Source organism: Streptomyces sudanensis (assembly GCF_023614315.1).
GTDB classification, from domain to species: Bacteria; Actinomycetota; Actinomycetes; order Streptomycetales; family Streptomycetaceae; genus Streptomyces; species Streptomyces sudanensis.
In genome coordinates, this window is the sequence record NZ_CP095474.1 from 4,914,695 (window position 1) to 4,934,793 (window position 20,099).

Annotated in this window: 19 protein-coding genes; 11 read left to right on the plus strand and 8 right to left on the minus strand. The window is 76.9% G+C overall.

Going from position 1 to position 20,099, the window contains the following annotated elements:
• Position 1: 1 nt before the first annotated feature.
• Positions 2-658 (minus strand): CBS domain-containing protein, encoded by a 657-nt coding sequence (locus tag MW084_RS22735; protein ID WP_010472834.1) that lies wholly within the window; start codon positions 656-658, stop codon positions 2-4.
• A 523-nt stretch (positions 659-1,181) separates the two neighbouring features.
• Between MW084_RS22735 and MW084_RS22740 the strand changes: the two genes are divergently transcribed.
• A complete protein-coding gene (locus MW084_RS22740) occupies positions 1,182-2,906 on the plus strand; it encodes a sensor histidine kinase (protein WP_029553656.1) in 1,725 nt (574 codons plus the stop codon).
• A gap of 189 nt (positions 2,907-3,095) precedes the next feature.
• Here MW084_RS22740 and MW084_RS22745 read toward each other — a convergent pair whose 3' ends face one another.
• Both MW084_RS22745 and MW084_RS22750 read right to left on the minus strand, forming a co-directional pair.
• Positions 3,096-3,560: a pyridoxamine 5'-phosphate oxidase family protein gene (locus tag MW084_RS22745; protein WP_029553657.1), complete on the minus strand. Its 465-nt coding sequence runs from the start codon at positions 3,558-3,560 to the stop codon at positions 3,096-3,098.
• A gap of 141 nt (positions 3,561-3,701) precedes the next feature.
• Positions 3,702-4,028 (minus strand): STAS domain-containing protein, encoded by a 327-nt coding sequence (locus MW084_RS22750; RefSeq protein ID WP_010472840.1) that lies wholly within the window; start codon positions 4,026-4,028, stop codon positions 3,702-3,704.
• Positions 4,029-4,343: 315 nt separating this feature from the next.
• Between MW084_RS22750 and MW084_RS22755 the strand changes: the two genes are divergently transcribed.
• A complete protein-coding gene (locus tag MW084_RS22755) occupies positions 4,344-5,048 on the plus strand; it encodes a response regulator (protein ID WP_010472842.1) in 705 nt (234 codons plus the stop codon).
• A gap of 213 nt (positions 5,049-5,261) precedes the next feature.
• Here MW084_RS22755 and MW084_RS22760 read toward each other — a convergent pair whose 3' ends face one another.
• Complete coding sequence (locus MW084_RS22760; protein ID WP_010472843.1) at positions 5,262-6,134, minus strand: universal stress protein; 873 nt, start codon at positions 6,132-6,134, stop codon at positions 5,262-5,264.
• 252 nt (positions 6,135-6,386) lie between these two features.
• Here MW084_RS22760 and MW084_RS22765 point away from each other — a divergent pair, with 252 nt between their 5' ends.
• The 6 genes from MW084_RS22765 to MW084_RS24380 all read left to right on the plus strand — a co-directional run.
• Positions 6,387-7,259, plus strand: a complete 873-nt coding sequence (locus tag MW084_RS22765) for a universal stress protein (RefSeq protein WP_010472845.1) — start codon at positions 6,387-6,389, stop codon at positions 7,257-7,259.
• Positions 7,260-7,472: 213 nt separating this feature from the next.
• Positions 7,473-8,891 (plus strand): DEAD/DEAH box helicase, encoded by a 1,419-nt coding sequence (locus tag MW084_RS22770; protein WP_010472847.1) that lies wholly within the window; start codon positions 7,473-7,475, stop codon positions 8,889-8,891.
• A gap of 85 nt (positions 8,892-8,976) precedes the next feature.
• The gene (locus tag MW084_RS22775) at positions 8,977-9,513 is read left to right on the plus strand and encodes a DUF4240 domain-containing protein (RefSeq protein ID WP_010472849.1); all 537 of its coding nucleotides are present in this window, start codon (positions 8,977-8,979) and stop codon (positions 9,511-9,513) included.
• A gap of 219 nt (positions 9,514-9,732) precedes the next feature.
• Complete coding sequence (locus tag MW084_RS22780) at positions 9,733-10,491, plus strand: restriction endonuclease (protein WP_050986810.1); 759 nt, start codon at positions 9,733-9,735, stop codon at positions 10,489-10,491.
• 75 nt (positions 10,492-10,566) lie between these two features.
• On the plus strand, positions 10,567-11,229 hold the full coding sequence (locus tag MW084_RS22785) for a ribonuclease H family protein (RefSeq protein ID WP_010472852.1): 663 nt from the start codon (positions 10,567-10,569) through the stop codon (positions 11,227-11,229).
• A 789-nt stretch (positions 11,230-12,018) separates the two neighbouring features.
• On the plus strand, positions 12,019-12,367 hold a 349-nt coding region (locus MW084_RS24380; protein ID WP_338057723.1), incomplete at its 3' end, for a GNAT family N-acetyltransferase.
• Between the two features lie 296 nt (positions 12,368-12,663).
• Here MW084_RS24380 and MW084_RS22790 read toward each other — a convergent pair.
• The 3 genes from MW084_RS22790 to MW084_RS22800 form a co-directional block, all read right to left on the minus strand.
• On the minus strand, positions 12,664-13,068 hold the full coding sequence (locus MW084_RS22790; RefSeq protein WP_255115915.1) for a DUF5955 family protein: 405 nt from the start codon (positions 13,066-13,068) through the stop codon (positions 12,664-12,666).
• A gap of 13 nt (positions 13,069-13,081) precedes the next feature.
• Complete coding sequence (locus MW084_RS22795; protein ID WP_275563763.1) at positions 13,082-15,292, minus strand: hypothetical protein; 2,211 nt, start codon at positions 15,290-15,292, stop codon at positions 13,082-13,084.
• Between the two features lie 169 nt (positions 15,293-15,461).
• Complete coding sequence (locus tag MW084_RS22800) at positions 15,462-15,827, minus strand: MmcQ/YjbR family DNA-binding protein (protein ID WP_029553659.1); 366 nt, start codon at positions 15,825-15,827, stop codon at positions 15,462-15,464.
• A gap of 163 nt (positions 15,828-15,990) precedes the next feature.
• Here MW084_RS22800 and MW084_RS22805 point away from each other — a divergent pair, with 163 nt between their 5' ends.
• Positions 15,991-16,626 (plus strand): class I SAM-dependent methyltransferase, encoded by a 636-nt coding sequence (locus MW084_RS22805; protein ID WP_029553660.1) that lies wholly within the window; start codon positions 15,991-15,993, stop codon positions 16,624-16,626.
• Positions 16,627-16,710: 84 nt separating this feature from the next.
• On the opposite strand, the gene MW084_RS22810 is transcribed toward MW084_RS22805, so the two are convergent.
• Entirely contained in the window at positions 16,711-18,156 is a 1,446-nt protein-coding gene (locus MW084_RS22810) for a glyceraldehyde-3-phosphate dehydrogenase (protein ID WP_010472864.1), read from the minus strand.
• Between the two features lie 200 nt (positions 18,157-18,356).
• On the opposite strand from MW084_RS22810, the gene MW084_RS22815 reads away from it, so the two are divergent.
• Together MW084_RS22815 and MW084_RS22820 are read left to right on the plus strand one after the other, a co-directional pair.
• Positions 18,357-18,854, plus strand: a complete 498-nt coding sequence (locus MW084_RS22815; RefSeq protein WP_050986811.1) for an RrF2 family transcriptional regulator — start codon at positions 18,357-18,359, stop codon at positions 18,852-18,854.
• A gap of 35 nt (positions 18,855-18,889) precedes the next feature.
• On the plus strand, positions 18,890-20,083 hold the full coding sequence (locus tag MW084_RS22820; protein WP_010472868.1) for a globin domain-containing protein: 1,194 nt from the start codon (positions 18,890-18,892) through the stop codon (positions 20,081-20,083).
• The last annotated feature ends 16 nt before the right edge of the window (positions 20,084-20,099 follow it).

Here is a 20,099-nt window from a genome sequence, read left to right on the forward strand (position 1 = left end):
CTCATCCGGCGCGGGGGCGCGGGGAGGCCCCGCTCTCCGGGAGGCGGCCGGTTCCGGGGGCGTCCGCCAGCCGGTTCACCACGCCCACCACGCCGTCCACCCGCCACGCGGCCCGGACCAGCGCCGAGGCGTCGGCCCCCGGCCGGGGCCGGCCGGTCAGGGTGACCACGCCGTCCCGGACGTCCACGCCCGGGGAACCGGCGTCCCGCGCCGGCGCCCGCGCCGGGACGGCGGCGGCGACGTCGGCGCGGATCTCCTCGTCGGTCCGCAGGAAGACGCGCAGGAGGTCGCGGCGCGTGGCGATGCCGATGAGGCGGTCCTCCTCGTCGACCACGGGCAGCCGGTCGACGCGACGGCGCTCCATGACGCGCGCCGCGTCGGCCACGCGCTGCTCGGGGTGGACGGTGACCGCCGGGCTGGTCATCAGGTGGCCGGCCGTCGCGGCCTCGCCCGGCCCGGCCCGGCCGCGGGCCGCCCGCCGCCCGGCGAGGTCCGTCCGGGAGACCACGCCCACCACCTTGTCGTCGCCGTCCACCACCGGCAGGCCGCCGATCCGGTGGGCGGACAGCAGACGGGACACCTCCTCGGCGGAGGTGTCCGGGTGCGCCTGCACCACCTCGCCGGTCATCACTTCGCCCACGGTCCGGTTCCTGGTCACCGTTCTCCTCTCCCGTCGCTCGCGCGTGTTCCCGGCCGCCGCCCGCGGCGGCCGTCGCGGCCTCGCCCGGCCCGTCGCCGTACCGCGCGGAGGGCTCGCAGGGGCGGGGCCCGGATACGGGACCGGGGCCTGCCGCCCGTCCGGCGGCGGGCCCCGGAAGGCTTCCTCCCGCCTTCCCGCTCGCCCCGCCCTCGCCGTCACCCCCAGGGTGGCCCGCGGCACCGGTGGGGAACAGAACCGGTCAGACCCGGGCAGAGGGCCGTTCGTCCCGTCGCCGATCGGGCCGTACGGCATCCGGAGCAGGAGCCCCGGCGCGCCGGCCCCGCCGCACGGGCGCCGCCCCGCCACCGGGGCGGCGCCCGGAGCCCCGGCGGCGGTTCCGGGCGGCGGTCGCGTTTCCGCAGGTGGCACGGGGTGCCGGCGGGCGCCGGCGGAAGGCGCCCGCCCGGCCTGATCTCGTCGGGCCATCCGACCGGCCGATAGGCTGTCGCGGCAGAGCGGGTGATCGACGGAGGAGTACCAGGTGGGTGTCGGAGAGCCGCTGTCGCGGATGCCTCAGATGCGGCTCGACGAGCTGCTGGAGGAACTGGAGGCGCGCATCAACGCGGTCCGGGGGACCCGGGACCGCGTGCACAGCCTCCTGGAGGCCGTCGTCTCGGTCGGCCGCGAGCTGGACCTCTCCCAGGTGCTGCGGCGCATCGTGGAGGCCGCCGCGTTCCTGGTCGACGCCGAGTACGGGGCGCTGGGCGTGATCGGCCCCGACGGCCGGACCCTGTCGCAGTTCCTCACCGTCGGCCTCACGGAGGAGGAGATCGCCGAGATCGGCCCCCTGCCCGCCGGCCACGGCCTCCTGGGCGAGATCATCCACGACCCGCAGCCGCTGCGGCTCACCGACCTCGGCGCCCACCGGGCCTCGTACGGCTTCCCCGCGCACCACCCGCCGATGCGCACCTTCCTGGGCGTCCCCATCCGCGTGCGCGACGAGGTCTTCGGCAACCTCTACCTGACCGACAAGCGCGGCAGCCAGGAGTTCGACGCCGAGGACGAGGCGGTGATCTCCACCCTGTCCGTCGCCGCCGGCGTCGCCATCGACAACGCCCGGCTGTACGAGGCGTCGCAGCGCCAGCAGCGGTGGCTGCGGGCCGGTACGGAGATCACCCACAACCTCCTCTCCGGCAGCCCGCGCACGGAGGTCCTGGAACTCATCGCCCGCCGCGCCCGGGAGATCACCGGGACGGCCCTCGCCGACGTGTCCGTCCCCGTGCCCGGGACCGGCGACCTCCTCGTCGAGCTGGCCGTCGGCGCGGACGGCGACACCCGCCGCGGCCTGGTGTTCCCGGCCGAAGGCACCCTGCCCGGCGCCGCCTACCGGGACGGCGCGCCCGTGACGACGGCCTGCCTCGCCGAGGACGACCGCCACACCGCGGGCCCCCTCCCCACCGACGGCCTCGGCCCGGCGGTAGCCGTGCCCCTGGGCGGCGCCGCCAAGGACACCCGGGGCGTCCTGCTGCTGGCCCGGCACCGGGGGGAGGCCGTCTTCACCGAAGGGGAGCTGGAGCCGCTCCTGGCCTTCGCCGGACAGGCCGCCCTCGCCCTGGAACTGGCCGAGCGCCGGAGCGACGCCGAGCAGCTCGCCCTCCTGGAGGACCGCGACCGCATCGCCAGGGACCTGCACGACCTCGCCATCCAGCGGCTGTTCGCGACCGGCATGACCCTGCAGAGCGCGGCCCGGCTCGTCCGGCACGAGGGCGCCGCCGAGCGCGTGTCCCGCGCCGTCGGGGACCTCGACGAGACCATCAAGATCATCCGTTCCACGATCTTCGGCCTGCGCGCCCGGGAGGAGGACGCGGGACCGAGCCTGCGGGCCCGCGCGGCCCGCGCGGTGGGGGAGACGGCGACGGTGCTCGGGTTCCCGCCCCGCCTGAGCATGGAGGGCCTCCTCGACACGGACGTGTCGCCGCAGGTGGCCGACCACGTCATGGCGGCCCTCACCGAGAGCCTGAGCAACACCGCCCGCCACGCCCACGCCACCCGCGTCGAGGTCGCCCTGCAGGCCACCTCCGACGAGGTCGTCCTGACCGTGACGGACAACGGCAGGGGCATCCCCGACGGCGGCAGACGCAGCGGCCTGGGCAACCTGGAGGAGCGGGCCCGCAGCGTGGGGGGAAGCCTGAGCGTCGAGCGCCCGGACGGGGGCGGCAGCCGGCTCGTGTGGCGGGCGCCGATCACCGCGGGCCGCGCGGAGTGACCCCGGGCGGCACCGACCCGTGCCCAGCCGTGCGCGGCCCCGCCGCCCGGCCTCCCGCGCCGGCCCGTGCCGCGGGACGGCCGCGCCCCGCGGGACCCGGCCGTCCCGGCCGTCCCGTACGGGCCCCTACGGCCCCTACGGTCCCTATGGCCCCTACGTCCCCTACGGCCCCTACGGCCCCTACGGCCCCTACGGGACGAGCCGCAGGCCCGTCACCAGGTCCGGCCGGATGCGCAGCGCGGCGTTCACCGCGGGGTGCTCCACCCAGGGGCGCAGGCGGGCGGTGAGGCGCGCGAGCTCGCCCTCGTCGGTGATCCGGCGGGCGTAACCGGTCACCACCACGCTCCAGCCGAGGTGCGTCTCGGGGTCGATGACGTCCGCCTCGTAGGCGACGACGACCCCCGCCGTGTCCGTGGGCGCCACGAGGGACGCGAGCGTCGCGTCGTCGTGCAGCCGGATGACGACGTCCTCCCCGTCCATGAGGTGGTTGACCGGGCGGACGGCGGGCAGGGCCCGCTGCGTGAAGACGACGCGCCCCAGTGAGACGGTGCCGAGCAGCCGCAGCGCCTCCGCCCGGCCGAGGCGCGCCACGCGCCGGGGCGCCACCGCCCCGCGGCGGTCGTCCGCCGTCCGGTGCGCGGCTTCGTACTCCATCACGCCCACTTCCCGTTCCGGCCCGGTGCCGGGCCCTCCGATGCCTCGGCCGGCGCCCTCCGGCCCCGGCCGCCCCGGCCGNCCCNNNGGAGGCCGGACGGGCCCTCGGGCCACGGTCCGCCCCCGGCCCCGCCGCGGCGGTCACGCGAACGTGCAGGGCACGGCCCGGTCCACGCCCAGGGCGCGGAACACGCGGGCGGGCAGCCGCTGGACGCGGCACAGCCTCAGGCGCGTCCCGGCCGCCGCGCAGCGCCGGTGGGTGCGCAGCAGGAGCGCGGCGCCGGAACTGTCGCAGAAGGTGACGCCGGCGAGGTCGAGCAGCAGCTCGCGCTCCGCGTCACCGGTGAGGCGGGCCAGCACCGGCTCGATGTGCTCGGCGGCGTGGAGGTCGAGCTCCCCGGCCAGGGCGACGGCCACCGCGCCCGGGCCGAGAGGGGTTGCGGTCAGGCTGATCGGGGACGGCGTCATGGGCTGCGGCCTTTCTCCGCACGGGGGTACCCGGGGCTCCGGTAGCCCCGGCCGTGCCGGTACGGGAAGTCCACCGCGGGACGTGCGGCGGACGGTAGGTCCGTGCGGGTCCCGCCGCCAGGGCCGAAGGTCCCTCGCCGGCGCCCCGCCACCGCGGGGACGCCGTACCGTGACGGCCGTACGGCGACGGGTGCCGCCGCCCCGCGGGGCGGCGGCGGACGAAGGGACCTCCGGCCCTGGCCGGGGGCCCCGCCGGCGCGGCACGATGGCGGGCGGACCGCCGCGGCGGGCGGCGGAGCGAACACGGAGCATGTGATGACGGACAGCAGCGGCGGCCCCACCGGCAGGGAACCGATCGGGGTCTTCCTCCTCGACGACCACGAGGTGGTGCGCCGCGGCGTGCACGACCTGCTGGACGCCGAACCCGACCTGACCGTGGTGGGCGAGGCCGGCACGGTCGAGCAGGCACTGGTGCGGATCCCCGCGCTGCGCCCCCGGGTCGCCGTCCTCGACGTGCGCCTGCCGGACGGGGACGGCGTGAGCGTGTGCCGGGAGCTGCGCTCCCGCATGCCCGACCTGGCGTGCCTGATGCTGACCTCGTTCGACGACGAGGAGGCGCTGCTCGACGCGATCATGGCCGGCGCGTCCGGTTACGTCCTCAAGCAGATCACCGGCACCGATCTGGTCAACGCCGTGCGCACGGTCGCCTCGGGCCAGTCCATGCTCGACCCCGGCGCCACGGCACGGGTGATGGCCCGCCTGCGCGGCGACGCCCCCCGGCAGGAGCAGCCGCAGGGCCTGCCCGGCCTGACGGAGCGCGAGCGGGAGATCCTCGCCCTGGTGGGGGAGGGGCTGACCAACCGGGAGATCGGCAAGCGGCTCTACCTGGCGGAGAAGACGGTCAAGAACAACATCTCCCGCCTGCTGGCCAAACTGGGCGTGGAGCGCCGCGTGCAGGCCGCCGTCATCGCCACCCAGGCCCTGGGCACCCGGGACGACCGGGGCGGCCCGCGGGCCTGAGCGGGCCCGGGCGGCGGGGCTCCACGGCGCCACGGAGGGGCGCCGTGGAGCCCCGCCGCCCGTCCCGCGCTCCCCTCCTGCGCTTCCTCCGGGGAGGCCGGGCTGCCGCTGCCGCGCCCCCGCGCCCGGACACCCGCCCGGCGCCTCTCCGGGGCCCGGACACCCGCCCGCGCCCGGGGCGCCCGCGCGGGCGCCCCGGGCGCGTCCCGGGCGTCAGTCGTGCGGTACGACTGCGACGGGGCAGGTGGCGTGGTGCAGCGCGGCGTGGGCGACCGACCCGATGCGGGCGCCCACGGGGCCGCGCCGGGCCCTGCGCCCGACCACGAGCAGCCGCGCGTCCCCCAGCGCCGACAGCAGGACCTGCCCCGCGCTGCCGGCCTCGACGTGCTCGACCACCGGGACCTCGGGGAACCGCTCGCGCCACGGTGCGAGCGCCTCCGCCAGCGCCTCCTTCTCGAACGGCGCCAGCCCTCCCGCCTCGTCCGCCAGGTACAGCGAGCCGGGGCTGTAGGCGTAGAGCGACGGCAGGGTCCAGGCCCGCACCGCGCGCACGGCCGCGCCGCGCACGGCGGCCGCCTCGAAGGCGAAGCCGAGCACCGCGCCGCTCTCCTCCGGGGTGCCCTGCTGCCCCACGACGACCTCGCCGCCCGCCGGCTGGCCCGTCCCGCTCTCCCAGGCGCGCACCGACACCACGGGCCGGGTCGCGGCGGCGATCACCTGCTGCCCGTACGAGCCGACCAGGAAGCCGGCGAGCGCCCCGTGGCCCCGTGAGCCGAGCACCAGCATCTCCGCGTCCCCGGCCTCCGCCAGCAGGGCGGCGACCGCGGTCCTCGACACCACCTCGGCCGTGAGGTCGAGGTCCGGGTGCTCGCCGGCGACACGTGCCCGGGCCTCCTCCAGGACGGCCTCGGCGGCCTCCGCCTGCACCGTCCTGTCCTGCACCAGGGGCACGTCCAGCGGCTGCCAGAGCCAGGCGTGCACGACACGCAGCGGCACCCCGCGCAGCACGGCCTCGCGCGCCGCCCAGTCGGCCGCGGCGAGACCTTCGGCGGATCCGTCCACTCCTACGGTGATGGCGCGGGTCATGAGGGTGCCTCCATACGGTTCGACGGGGGACGGCCGCTCGGACCGTCCCTGTTCCGCCCCAGCATCGGTGAGGGCGGGGCCGCCCGCCGAGGGCCGGACGTCCCTGTTCCCCGGCCGTCCGGCCGCGGCGGGGCCCCGCGCACGGCGGGCCCTCCCGCCGCGCGGCAGGGACCTGTGGCCCCGTGCGGGTACCGCGCCGACCGGCCATGGTGGAAGGCGTCACCACGACCCCGTTCGCCTGAGGAGCCCCCCATGTCCCACACCGTCGTCGTCGGTCTCGACGGGTCCCGTGAAAGCGCCGCCGCCGCGGACTGGGCCGCCGAGGAGGCACTGCGCCGCGAGGCGCCGCTGCGGCTGCTCCAGGTGTGGAACGGCGACGACGACCCGCGCACCCGCTTCGTCGACCCGGCCACGGCGCGCGGCTGGGGGGAGCGGACGCTCGACGCGGCGGAGAAGCGGCTGCGGCTGCGCCATCCGGACCTCGACGTCGAGACGGAGTGGACCTCCGGCGAGCCGGTCGAGACGCTGACCGCCACCGCCGACGAGGCGGAGCTGCTGGTCCTGGGCTCCCGCGGCCTGGGCGCCCTGGCGGGCTTCCTCGCCGGTTCCGTCTCGCTGGCGGTGCTCGCCCGCGTGCGGCGCCCCGTCGTCCTCGTCCGCCCGCACGACCGGCCGGAGCCCGGGGCGGACGCCCCGGCCGGGGAGGTGGTGATCGGCCTGGACGCGTCCCGGCCCGGCGGCGAGGTGCCGGCCTTCGGCTTCGCCGCGGCCCGGCGGTACGGCTGCGGGGTGCGGGTCCTGCACGACTGGGCCGTCCCGGCGGCCTACGGACCCGACCTGGGGGGCGCGATGCCGCTGCTGATGGAGGAGGTCGCGCGGGACGCCCGCCGGGCGCTCGACGAGGCGCTGGCCCCCTGGACGGAGAAGTACCCGGACGTCCCCGTCGTCCCCATGTGCCGCCAGGGCCGGGCGGCGCACGACCTCGTGGAGGAGTCGCGCGGCGCCCGGCTGGTCGTGGTGGGCCGCAGGAACCGGCGCGGGCGGATCGGCACCCACATCGGGGCCGTCACCCACGCCGTCCTCCACCACTCGCCGGCGCCCGTCGCGGTCGTGCCGCACGACTGACCGGCCCCGGGCCGGGGAGTCCTCGGCTCCCTCGGCGGCTCTCCGCGCCTCCGCCGCCCGCCCCCGCGCCCCCGGCGGGACCGGCCCGGGCGCGGGCGACGGCGGGGACCGGGCCCGCTGCTAGCATGGGGAGCACGCTTCGACGCCGCCGGGGCCCGTACCGAGAGGTACGGGCCCCGGCGCGTTGGGGCGCCGTACCGAGGAAGGTTCCCCATGAACACGAAGCCGCCGTCCCCCGGACCCTCCCGCGCGGACGGACCGCGACGCGCGGAAGCACCCCGGGACGAGTTCCCGGCGCCGCGGACGGCGGCCCCCGGCCCGCCCCCCGCCGACTCCTTCGGCGCGCTCGGGCTGCCGCCGGAGCTGACGCGGACGATGAGCGGCCTCGGGGTGGAGAAGCCCTTCCCGATCCAGGCGGCGGCCCTGCCGGCCGCGCTCGCCGGACGCGACGTCCTGGGCCGCGCCCGGACCGGCTCCGGCAAGACACTCGCCTTCGGGCTCGCGCTGCTCACCCGGACGGCGGGCCAGCGGGCGGAGCCGAAGCGGCCGCTCGCACTGGTGCTGGTGCCGACCCGGGAGCTCGCGCAGCAGGTCGACGAGGCGCTGGCGCCGTACGCGCGGGCGCTGGGCGTGCGGCTGGCGACGGTGGTCGGCGGACTGTCGGCCGGCCGGCAGTCCGCGCTGCTGCGGGCCGGCGCCGACGTGGTCGTCGCGACGCCGGGCCGACTGGCCGACCTCGTGTCGCGCCGGGACTGCCACCTGGACCGGGTGCGGATCACCGTGCTGGACGAGGCGGACCGGATGTGCGACCTGGGGTTCCTGCCGCAGGTCTCGGAGATCCTGGGCCGGGTCCGCCCCGACGGGCAGCGGCTGCTGTTCTCGGCCACCCTCGACCGCGCCGTCGACGGGCTGGTACGGGAGTGGCTGCACGACCCGCTGCTCGTCTCGGTCGACCCGGACGGGAACCCGGTCGCCACGATGGAGCACCACGTGCTGGAGGTCCACGCCGCCGACAAGTACGCGGTCGCGACCGAGATCGCCGCGCGGGACGGCAGGGTGCTGATGTTCCTGGGCACCAGGGCGGGCGTGGACCGGTTCACCCGCCACCTGCAGTCCTGCGGTGTGCGGGCCGCCGCCCTGCACAGCGGGAAGTCCCAGCCGCAGCGCACCCACACGCTCGCCCGGTTCAAGGAGGGCGCGGTCACCGTGCTGGTGGCCACCGACGTGGCGGCGCGGGGCATCCACGTCGACGCGCTCGACCTCGTCGTCAACGTCGATCCGCCGGCCGACGCCAAGGACTACCTGCACCGCGGCGGGCGCACGGCGCGCGCCGGCGAGTCCGGGAAGGTGGTCACCCTGGTCACCCCCGACCAGCGGCGCGACGTGAACCGGACGACGGCCGACGCCGGGGTCCGGCCGGCCGTCACCCGGGTGCGCTCCGGCGAGCAGGAGCTGACCGCCCTCACCGGGGCGAGGCGCCCGCCGTCCGAGGCGCCGGCCGCCGGCGGCAGCGCCCCCTTCCGCGGCCTCGGCACCCGCCCGGGCCGCCCGGCGAAGGAGTCCCGCAGGACGGCCGAGGCCCGCAAGGCCGCGGAGGCCCGCGCCGCGGCCCGGGTGCGCAGGGGCCGCTGACGCCGGGCGCCCCCGCGGGCACGGATCCCCGCCGGAACCCGAGTACCGGCATCGATGTCAGTACCGGGTGGCATGCTCTGCCGCCATGGACAGAGAGCAGTTCTGGCGGCTCATCGAGGCGGCCCGCGGTCAGGCGCCCGATCCGGACGACGCGGAGGACGTCGCCCGCCGGGCGTCCGCGCGACTGGCCGCGTACCCGGCCGGGGAGATCGTCGCCGCCCAGCAGGCGTTGTGGGATCTGATGGCGGACTCCTACACCAGCCCCCTGTGGGCCGCCGCCTACATGATCAACGGCGGGTGCTCCGACGACGGCTTCGACTACTTCCGCGGCTGGCTGATCACACAGGGGCGGGAGACCTTCGAGCGCGCGGTCGCCGACCCGGAGAGCCTGGCGGAACTGCCCGCCGTACGGGCCGCGGCGGCCGAGGGGTCCGAGCTGGTGTGCGAGAGGACGCTCGGCGTCGTCCGGGACGCGCACATCGCGGCGACCGGAGAGCACCTCCCCGGCGGCGCGTTCACCATCCGCTATCCGAAGCTGGACCCCGCCTGGGACTTCGACTTCGACGACCACGGCGAAACGGCTCGCCGACTGCCCCGGCTGGCGGCCCTCCTCCCGGGGTGAGCCCCCGTGCGAGCGCGGCCCCGCACGGGTGCGGGGCCGGACCCCGGCGGGTGGCCGGTCGCCGCCGGGCGCGGCCCCCGCGCCCTCCGCCGGGGGCGGCCCGCGGGAGCCGCGTCCCCGGGTCGCGCCCGGCGGGTCCTCCGGCTCCGGACGCCGGAGGTTCGGAGGCGGGATGCGGGGCAGGCGGGTGGCGGCGTGTACCGGTGGAGGGGGTCGTGCGTGGCAGTGGCGGGGCGGGTGAGCGAGCGGGGCAGAGGCGGAGCCGGATGGCGGGACGTGGTGCTCGCCGTGGGACTGGTCGGGGCCGCGGTCGGCGGACTGACGCTGCTGGTGCGGACGGTGTGGGGCGGGTCGCACGGGGCGTTCGGCCCGGCGGTGCTGGTCGTCGCCGTCGTGGTCCTCGCGGCGCTGGCGCGTCGCGTGGCGGCCCGGCCCGGCCGGCGGCCGGAGCCCCCGTACGGGGCCGTGCCCGGGGCACCGGAACCGGTCGGGCCCGGAGCCCCGCCCCCGGCGCGGGCCGTCCCGGGGGGCCCGCCCGGGGCCGACGCCGCCGTGCCCGTCCTGGACGGGGACGCCGTCGACCACGAGCAGGTGGACCCGCAGGGGTTCGAGCACACGGTCGCCGCGCTGTGCGTGCGCGACGGCTGCACCCGGACCGAGATCTCGGGCGGCCCCGGCGACCTCGGCGCCGACGTGGTGGCGACCACGCCGGACGGCCGGCGGCTGGTCGTCCAGTGCAAGCAGTACGCCGCCGACCACCCCGTGGGCTCGCAGGACCTCCAGCGCTTCGGCGGCACGTGCTTCGCCGTCCACGGGGCGGAGGTCGCCGTGGTGGTGACGACCAGCTGCTTCACCGGGCCGGCCGCCGAGTACGCGGAGACGCTCGGCATCGTCTGCGTCGACGGCGACGCGCTCGCGGCCTGGACGGACGGCCGCACACCCCCGCCGTGGGAGTCCGTCCCGCCCGCCGCGCCCTGACCCCAGGGGCGTACCGTACGGGCGCCGGCCCGGGCGGGCGGCGGCAGGACCGGAAGACATGGCAGGATCAGGACAATGACGGAACGGATCATCGCCGCGTGCGACGGGGCGTGCAAGGGCAATCCCGGGCCCGCGGCCTGGGCGTGGGTCGTCGCCGGCGCGGACGGCGAGGTGGCCTCCTGGGAGGCCGGCCCGCTGGGCCGGGCCACCAACAACGTCGCCGAACTGACCGCGCTCCTGCGGCTGCTGGAGGCCACCGACCCGGCGGTCCCGCTGGAGGTCCGCATGGACTCCCAGTACGCGATGAAGGCCGTCACGACCTGGCTGCCGGGCTGGCGCCGCAAGGGCTGGAAGACCGCCTCCGGCTCGCCCGTCGCCAACCGGGACCTGGTCGCGGCCATCGACGCGCTGCTGACCGGCCGGGACGTGCGGTTCGTCCACACACCGGCCCACCGGGTCGACGGGGACCCCCTGAACGCCGCCGCCGACGCGGCCGCCGGCCAGGCGGCCGCCACCCAGCGGCCCGCGGGCTCGGCCGCGGGCTCGGAACTGCCGCCCCCCGACACCCGCGAACGCTCCAAGGCCCCCCGCCGGCCGCGCGCCGCGACCGCCTCCCGGGGGGCGGTGCGGGCGAAGTTCCCCGGCCGGTGCCGCTGCGGCAGCCCGTACGCGAAGGGCGAGACGATCACCAGGAACGACGCCGGCTGGGGCCACCCGGCGTGCGCGGCGGCGCCCTGAGGCGCGGTGCGGGGGCCCGGCGCCCGCCGAGGGCCGGGCAGCGGCCGGATGGTGGCCGCATCTCCGGCCGGTGGCCGTGACGGCACCCCTCAGGTCCGGTGACCCCGCTCCCGGGCCGTTCCTCCGGCAGGGGGCGGCAGCCATGCCGGGCCCGGAGGCCGGCGGCCCCGGTACAGGGCCGCGGAGAACACGACGGGGCCACGCGCCGGCCGCCGGACGGGACCGCGCGCGGGCCGGCATGGCGGCACCCCGCACACCGCCCGGGCCGCTCCAGGCGGGAGGGCCCCGCCCCGGCGGGGCGGGAAACCGTTTGCGGAGGGCGCCGACGGGACCGAGAGTGACCTGATGCACCCCGAAGCCCCCTTCACCGTACGCCCGGCCACCACCGGCGACACCCGGCTGGTATGCGCGCTGCTCAACGAGATCGACGTCATCGAGACCGGCCGGCCCGACACCGAACCGCACGAGGTGGAGACCTCCCTGACCCACCCCGAGGTGGACCTCCGGCGGGACTCCTGGCTGGCCTTCCAGGACGGCCGGCTCGTCGCGTACGCCCTCGTGTGGGACGAGTCGGGCGGTGAGCGGGTGGACGCCGACCACTACGTCCTGCCCGGCCACGAGGCCGCCGGGGAGCACCTGTTCGAGCTGGCCGAGCGCCGGGCCGCCGAGCGGGCACGGGCCAACGGCGCCTCCCGCGCCGTCGTCCACCTGTACCTGCACGCCGCGCCCACCACCGACCTCGCCATGCTGGCCCGGCGCGGCTGGCGGCGGGTGCGGCGGCACCACGTGATGTCCCGCGCCCTGTCCGACGCCGACCGGGCGGTTCCCGAACCGCCCGCCGGCCTGGTGCTGCGCGACTGCGCCGAGGAGGCGGACCGGCGGCGCGCCCACGCCCTGATCCAGGAGACGTTCGCCGAGCACTTCGACCACCGTCCGCGCACCTACGAGCAGTGGCTCGACGACATCGGCGGCGACCGCGTCGACTGGTCGCTCGTGTGGATCGCCTCGTTCGGCGCGGACGACGCGGCCGTGCTGTACTCGCGCAACGACCGGCGCAGCACGGCGTGGATCGGCCGCGTCGGCGTCCGCCGCGCGTACCGGGGCCGGGGCGTCGCCGGGCACCTGCTGCGGCACGCCTNCGCNATNGCGACGTACGCCGCGCTCGGCCGNNNNCNCGNTGNNNNGNGCTGGGCGTCGACANGNCAGCCNNTGCNGGGCCGTGGGCCGGCCGGGCCCGTGGGGGCGCCCGACGGCCGCACGAGGTGCGTGATCGCGGCGGCCGTGCCGGGCCCCNGTCGTGCCGTACCGGGCCCCCGGCCGCCGTCCCGCCGGGCCGCAGGGCCTCCCCGCCGCGCGGTGCCGTGCCGCGTTTCCGGGCCGCGCCCCCGCCCCCGCCGTGCCTCGGCACCGGGAGGCGGGGTAGGGGCACCGGGGTCAGAACGCCCCTACGGCCCGCGTCAGTTCGGCGACCGCCGCCGCCACGGGCGCCACCGGTTCGGCGAACCCCGCCAGCCGGTTCAGGGCGCGCCGCACCACGCCCGGTTCGGGTTCGTCCTCGTCCAGTTCCTCCCGCAGCCGGCGCAGCTCCACCCGTGGCGCCTCCCGGTCGGGCAGCGCCTCCCGGTGCTCCTCCAGCAGGCGCTCCACGAGGCGGATCAACTCCTCGACCCGGGCGCGCTCCCCGGTGCCGGGGGCGTGGACGGTGATGTCGCCCGCGACGGCCCGTGCGCCCGGTCCGACGGCCTGGTTGGCGACGCTGCTGTGCCCGCCGTACTGCTGAACGCCGTGGTTGTCCCCCCGGGGCGGCCCGTGGAAGGGGGGCCGGGTCTGCTCCGACATGTTCGCTCTCCTCCTATCGTCCGGCCGTGCCGCCGGACGGCTGCCGTCCACCGGCCGAGGCCGTGGCGGTCGCGGTGGTCGCCTGGGCGCCGGTGCCGACGGCCTGGTTGCCGACGACGCTGACACCGCCGGTCTGCAGGACGCCGTGGTTGAGGATCGTCTGCGACTGGGTGCGGAAGTCGGCGGTGTCCACGCCGTGCTCCTCCAGGAAGTCGCGGACCGCGGCCAGGGCGTGCCGGTCGAGCGCGTCCAGGGTGTGCCGCGCGTCCACCGGCTGGAAGTGGTGGAAGTACTCGGGCCCCTGGACGGCCTCGCGGACGCTCAGCCGGGCGCCCCGGTCGAACGCCGGGTCCTCCCGGGCGGCCCGCAGCTCACTGCGCAGCCGGCGCGGTCTGCGGTGCTCGGCGAGGGCGTCGGCCAGGCACGACCGGGGCGCCCGCCACAGGGCGCCGCCCGTGCGCCGCAGCGCCCCGGGCAGCAGGGCGCGGCGGCCCGTCCCGCCGGCGGACGCCGGGGGCAGCAGGTCGACCGCGTGCAGGTCGCGCCGTACCGGGCCCAGCACGTACCGCTCGCACCGCAGGTGCAGCGTCCCGTCCGCCACCGCGACGTGCAGCAGGTGGCTGGGCACCACCTCGCCGCCCCACAAAGGCAGGTGGCTGGCCAGGTAGTGCCGTGCGGCCCCGTCCGGGCGCAGTGCGATCCGCCGTACGGCCTCCTCCGGCAGGCGCGTGGCGGGCGGGCGCAGCGGATCGGGCAGGAACCGCTCGTCACCGGCCAGGTCCCTCCCGCTGACGAACACCCGGTCCTCCACGGTCAGTTCCGCCCCGCCCCGGGAGCCGGGCGCGGTGGGCGCGGGGAGCGCGCCGGCGGCCTCCGCCAGCCGGCGGCGCAGCCGGGTGACCACGTCCCAGGCGTCGAAGCCGGCGACGGCCCGCTCGGGCTCGGCGGGCAGCAGCGGCACCGACAGCGTCCACTCCGACTCCCGCCTGCCGTGGCCGACGAACGGGGAGAAGCCGCTGTAGCAGCGGACGTTGCCCCGCTGGGCGTCGGCCACCGCCGCGATCCTGGCGGCCGCCCAGGGCTCCACCGCGCCCGGCCGGGGCAGTCCGTCCGGGTCGAACGCGCCGCGCCGCAGCGCGCCCCGCAGCCGGGCGTCGATGTCGGCCTCCTCGCCGAGCACCGTCCGCACCGCCAGTCCGGTGCCCACCGCCACGGCCAGCAGCGGCGGCACGCCGTACCCGTAGCCGCCGACCAGCCAGCGGACGAAGCCCGGCAGGGGGAGGGCCGACAGCGCCGCCCCCGCCAGCACCCCCGCCGCGGTCAGACCGGCGACCGCGGACACCAGGCGCCACACGGACGGGCGCGGCAGGTGCCTGCCCCGCACGGCCGGGTACGGGACGGGGGCCGTGGACGCGGCGGCCAGGGACGACAGCACCAGCCGGGCGAACAGCAGCCACAGCGGGCCCGACAGGGCGATCACGCCGTACGCCACCGCCAGCCGCCGGTCCCGCTCGCGGCGCAGCCGGCGGGCCGTCAGGCTGTGCCGGGCCACCGGGACCAGGTCGACGCCGGGCGACACGGCGACGGCACCGAGCCGGTCCCCGAGCATGCCGTCGACCACGCGGCGGGCGAACGCCGGGTCGGTGTAGGCGGCGGCGCACAGGTAGCGCGTGGCGTCCCCCGGCTCCGTACCGGTCGCCGCCGGGGCGGCCGCGCCACCGGCGGCCGGCGCGTCACCGGCCGCGGCGTCGCGGGCCGCCCCGGCCTGCGGTGCCGTGCCCGCGCCGGTGTGGACGGCGGCGATCAGGAGCCCCAGCAGGGTGCCGAAGACCAGGCCGTCGACGGCGAACAGGGTGAATGCCTCCCCGGCGCTCCGGCCGAACACGAGGACGGCCGCCGGGTCGGTGGAGACGACGACCGCCCACGACGCGACCGCGGCGACCAGGGACACCAGCACGCCGGTCCCGACGGCGGCGGCGAAGCGGACCCCGCGCGCGGCGGGCGCCCGGCCCACCAGCCGGGGCACCAGCACCACGACCCCGGCCAGCAGCACCGGGAAGGCGACGTTGCCCCGCAGGTCGGAGACGCGCATGTAGGGGTCGGAGCCCGGCGACGGCTCCCAGCCCTGGGCGAACAGCGCCCGGTACACCATCGCCATGCCGCCGCCGCCCTCGCCCGCCCAGGCGTCGAGCAGGACGTCGCGCACCCAGGGGCTGCCCGCCACCACCAGGAGCGCGCACAGTAACGCGACTCTTCGTCCGCCGGTCCGTCTCATGGAATCCCCCCGGAGAAGTCGTGGACCCGTAACTCTAGGAACCTCGGGGCGTCGTGTCAGCAGAGCGGACGGCGGCGCTCGCCCGGGGCCCGCCCCGGCCGCGTGCCGCCGGGGCGGTTCACCCGCCCGCCGCCGCGCCCGGCCGCAGCCCGGGGTGCCGTTCGGCGAGCCGGTCGGGCGCCGCCTGCCGCCAGGAGTCGACCAGGATGTCCCGCAGCTCGTCCAGGTCCTCCAGCGCGGCGAGCCGCACCCGTACCCACGCCGAGGCGGCCTCGTGCGGCGGAACCCAGAACTTCTCCGGTTCGGCGGCGATGAGTTCGGCCCGCTCGTGCCGGGGGCAGCGCACGGCGAAGGAGGTCTCGTCGTCGGGGACCGTGACGTACATCTTCCCCGCCACGCGGAACGTGGGCATGCTCCACGCCTCCTTCTCCACCGTCTCGGGCAGGGAGAGGGCGATACGGCGGACGTCCTCGGCATCGATCATGCCCGACACGGTAGGCAGCGCCACTGACAACGCCCGCCGCGGGGCCCGCCGCCCCCTCCTGGCCCGGTGCCCTCCGCGGGGGGTACGGTCCGGGACGTCCGGTCGGGGCCCGCCGTACCGGTGCGGGCACGGCCGGCGGGAAGGACGCTGGATGATGGACGGGATGCCGAAGGACGGTGGCGGGTCCGCCGCGGAGGTCTTCGACGAGGTGGGCGCGCGCTACGAGGAGGTCTTCGCCGACGTGCCGGGCCAACTCGCCGCGCTGGACTGGCTGGTCGGCTGCCTGCCGCCCGGGGCGCGGGTGCTGGACGTGGGCAGCGGCACCGGCCGCCCCGCCGCCGAGCGGCTGGCGGCGGCCGGGTTCGACGTCACCGGGATCGACGTGTCGGCCGGGATGGTGCGGATCGCGCGGGAGCGGGTGCCCGGCGCCCGCTTCGAACAGGCCGACGTGCGGACCTTCGAGGCGCCCGCGGGCGGGTACGACGCGGTGTGCGCCTTCTTCCCGCTGCTGGTCATGGACCAGCCCGAGGTGGCGCGGTCCCTGACGCGGATGGCGTCCTGGGTGGCGCCCGGCGGGGCGCTGGCGCTGGCGACGGTGCCCGGCGACGTCCGCGGCCTGGAGATCGTGTGGATGGGCCACCGGGTCACGGTGAGCAGCCTGTCCGAGGAGCGGCACCTGCGGCTGCTGGCGGAGGCGGGCCTGGACGTCGTCCACCACCACAGGGCGGTGTACCGGCCGCACGGGCCGGACGCGCCGCCGGAGGAGCACCTGTACGTCCACGCCCGGCGCCCCGCCTGACGGACGCGGCCGCCCCGCCGCCCGGACGGACCGGGGGCGGGGCGGGAGCGGCGGGCNGGTGCCCGGGCGGCGGGGCGGACCCGGTCAGACCGCCGGGGCCGGGTAGGTGGGGTACTCCACGCCGGACACGTGCTGGACGACGCGGATGACCTGGCAGGAGTAGCCGAACTCGTTGTCGTACCAGAGGTAGAGGATGGCGTTGTCGCCGTCGACCTTGGTGGCGCCGGCGTCGACGATCGCCGCGTGGCGCGAGCCGATGAAGTCGCTCGACACCGCGTCGGGGGCGGTGGTGAAGTCGATCTGGCGCTTCAGCGGCGAGGTCAGCGACACGTTGCGGAGGTGGTCGAGGACCTCCTCGCGGGTGGTCTCGCGGCCCAGGCGCAGGGAGAGGATCGCGATCGAGACGTCCGGGACGGGGACGCGGATCGAGCTGCCGGTGATGGGCGCGTCGAGGTCGGGCAGCGCCTTCGCGACGGCGGAGGCGGCACCGGTCTCGGTGATGACCATGTTGAGCGGCGCGGAACGGCCGCGGCGGTCGGCCTTGTGGTAGTTGTCCAGCAGGTTCTGGTCGTTGGTGAACGAGTGGACGGTCTCCACGTGGCCGCGCAGGACGCCGTACTCGTCCGCCATCGCCTTCAGCGGCGGGACGATCGCGTTGGTGGTGCACGACGCGCAGGACAGGATCTTCTCGTCCGGCTTGATCGTGTCGTGGTTCACGCCGTGGACGATGTTCGGGACGTCGCCCTTGCCCGGAGCCGTCAGGACGACCTTGGCGACGCCCGGGCGCAGGTGCTTGGACAGGCCCTCGCGGTCGCGCCACTTGCCGGTGTTGTCGATGAGGATGGCGTCCTTGATGCCGTACGCCGTGTAGTCGACCTCCGACGGGTCGCCGGCGTAGATCACCTTGATCTCGTTGCCGTTGGCGATGATCGTGTCGTTCGCCTCGTCGACGGTGATCGTGCCCTGGAACTGCCCGTGGATGGAGTCCCGGCGCAGCAGCGAGGCGCGCTTGACGATGTCCATGTCGCCGCCGCGGCGGACCACGATGGCCCGCAGCCGCAGCCCGTTGCCGGAGCCGGTCTTCTCGATGAGGAGGCGGGCGACGAGGCGGCCGATGCGGCCGAAGCCGTACAGGACGACGTCGCGGGGGTCGCGGCGCTCGATCTTGTCGGCGCCGGTCGCGCCCGCGACGGCCTCGGCGGTGAACTCCTCGACCGACAGGCCGCGGGTGTCGGCCTTGTACGTCGCGGCGAGCATGCCGATGTCGATCTGGGACGGGCCGAGGTCGAGCGTGGTGAGGGTCCGCAGGAACGGGAGCGTCTCGGTGACCGACAGCTCCTCGCCGGCGATCTGCCGGGCGAATCGGTGCGTCTTGAGGATGCTGACCACCGACTTGTTCACCAAGGACCGGCTGTGCAGCAGGACGGTGACGTCCCGTTCCCGATACAGCTTCCCGATCATCGGGATCATCGACTCCGCGATCTCCTCGCGGTTCTTCCAGTTAGTGAACGAGTCGTCTTTGACAGTCACAGGCTTATCTTTCGAGCTAGGCGGTGCTCATATGCTAACCACACGCCCGTTTGATCATTCAATCGGCCGGTCGTACGGACCTTCGGGTGGGCCGAAAAGGGCCGGAAGTCGCCGTCTGTCCCTCGTGGAACCGGTCCGCGAAGGGCTTCGCCCCCTCCCTGAATGCGAAGATCACATACCTCTTTGCTAGCGTCCCCGGCGTGAGGTTGACGAAGTTCACCGACCTGGCGCTGCGCGCCGTCATGTGGCTCGCCGTCTTCGAGGGCGACGGGGCGCCGACCACCCGCGAGGTGGCCGAGGCCGTGGGCGTGCCCGCCGCCCACCTGGCGAAGGCGGTCACCCGGCTCCGGCACCTGGGCGTGCTGGAGGCCCGCCGGGGGCGCGGCGGCGGCCTGGCGCTGACCGCGCTCGGGCGCGGCGCTTCGATCGGCTGGCTGGTCAGGGAGTTGGAAGGGCCCGGCGAGGTGGCGGCCTGCGAGGACGGGACGCCCTGCCCGCTTCGTGCCGCATGCCGGCTGCGTTCCGCGCTGCGCGAGGCGCAGGAGGCGTTCCACGCCTCGCTCGACCCGCTGACCGTGGCCGACCTGGTGTCCCGGCCCACCGGGCCGGTTCTCGTCGCGCTCACCGGCCGGCGTCCCGGCCGACCCGCTCCCGCGCCCCGTGCGGAACCGGAACCGACCCCACCGTTCTCCCTCTGAACACGAAGATCATCTACTTGTTTGAGGAGTCATCCATGCTGTCCGAGCAGTCCGCTCCGGTCGTCCGCGCCACCCTGCCCGCCGTGGGCGCCGCCATCGGAGAGATCGCCGAGCTGTTCTACAAGAAGATGTTCACCGACCGGCCCGAACTTCTGCGGGATCTGTTCAACCGCGGCAACCAGGCCGGCGGCGAGCAGCAGCAGGCGCTCGCCGGCTCCATCGCCGCCTTCGCGGGCATGCTGCTCGAACACCCCGAGGGCCGCCCGGACGCGCTGCTCTCCCGCATCGCCCACAAGCACGCCTCGCTCGGCATCACCCCCGAGCAGTACGAACTCGTCCACCGGCACCTCTTCTCGGCCATCGTCGACGTCCTCGGCGACGCCGTCACCGAGGAGGTGGCCGCCGCCTGGGACGAGGTCTACTGGCTGATGGCCAACGCGCTCATCGCCCTGGAGGCCCGCCTCTACCGGGAGGCCGGCGCCCCCGACGGCCGGACGTGGCGGCGGATGGAGGTCGTCGAGCGGTCCGAGGAGACCGCCGACGCGATGTCGCTCGTCCTGCGCCCCGCCGACGGCACGCCCGCCGGCCCGTTCCGCCCCGGCCAGTACGTCAGCGTGCGGGTCGAACTCCCCGACGGCGCCCGCCAGATACGCCAGTACAGCCTCTCCCGCGCCCCCGGCGCCCCCGACTGGCGGATCACCGTCAAGCGCGTCCGCGGCGGCGCCGGCCCCGAGGGGGAGGTCTCGTCGTGGCTGCACGAGCACGTCCGCCCCGGTGACGTCCTCGACGTCTCCGCGGCGTTCGGCGACCTCGTCCTGCCGGCGGGGGACGGGCCGCTGCTGCTGGTGTCCGCGGGCATCGGCTGCACGCCGATGCTGTCCATGCTCCACCACCTCGCCGCCGAGCGGGCCACCCGCCCGGTGACCGCGGTCCACGCCGACCGCGCGCCCGCCGACCACGTCCACCGGGACGAGTACCGCCGCCTCGTCGGGGAACTCCCCGGTGCCCGGCTGCACCTGTGGTACGAGGAGCCGGGCGACGACCCGGAGGCGTCCCGCGGCCTGGTCGACGTGGCGTCGCTCGACCTGCCCGAGGGCGTCACCGCGTACCTGTGCGGCCCGCTGCCGTTCATGCGCGCGGTGCGCGGCGGGCTCCTGGAGCGCGGCGTGCCCGCGCGGTCCGTCCACTACGAGGTGTTCGGCCCCGACCTGTGGCTCGGCCGCGACTGACCCGCCCGGCACGCGG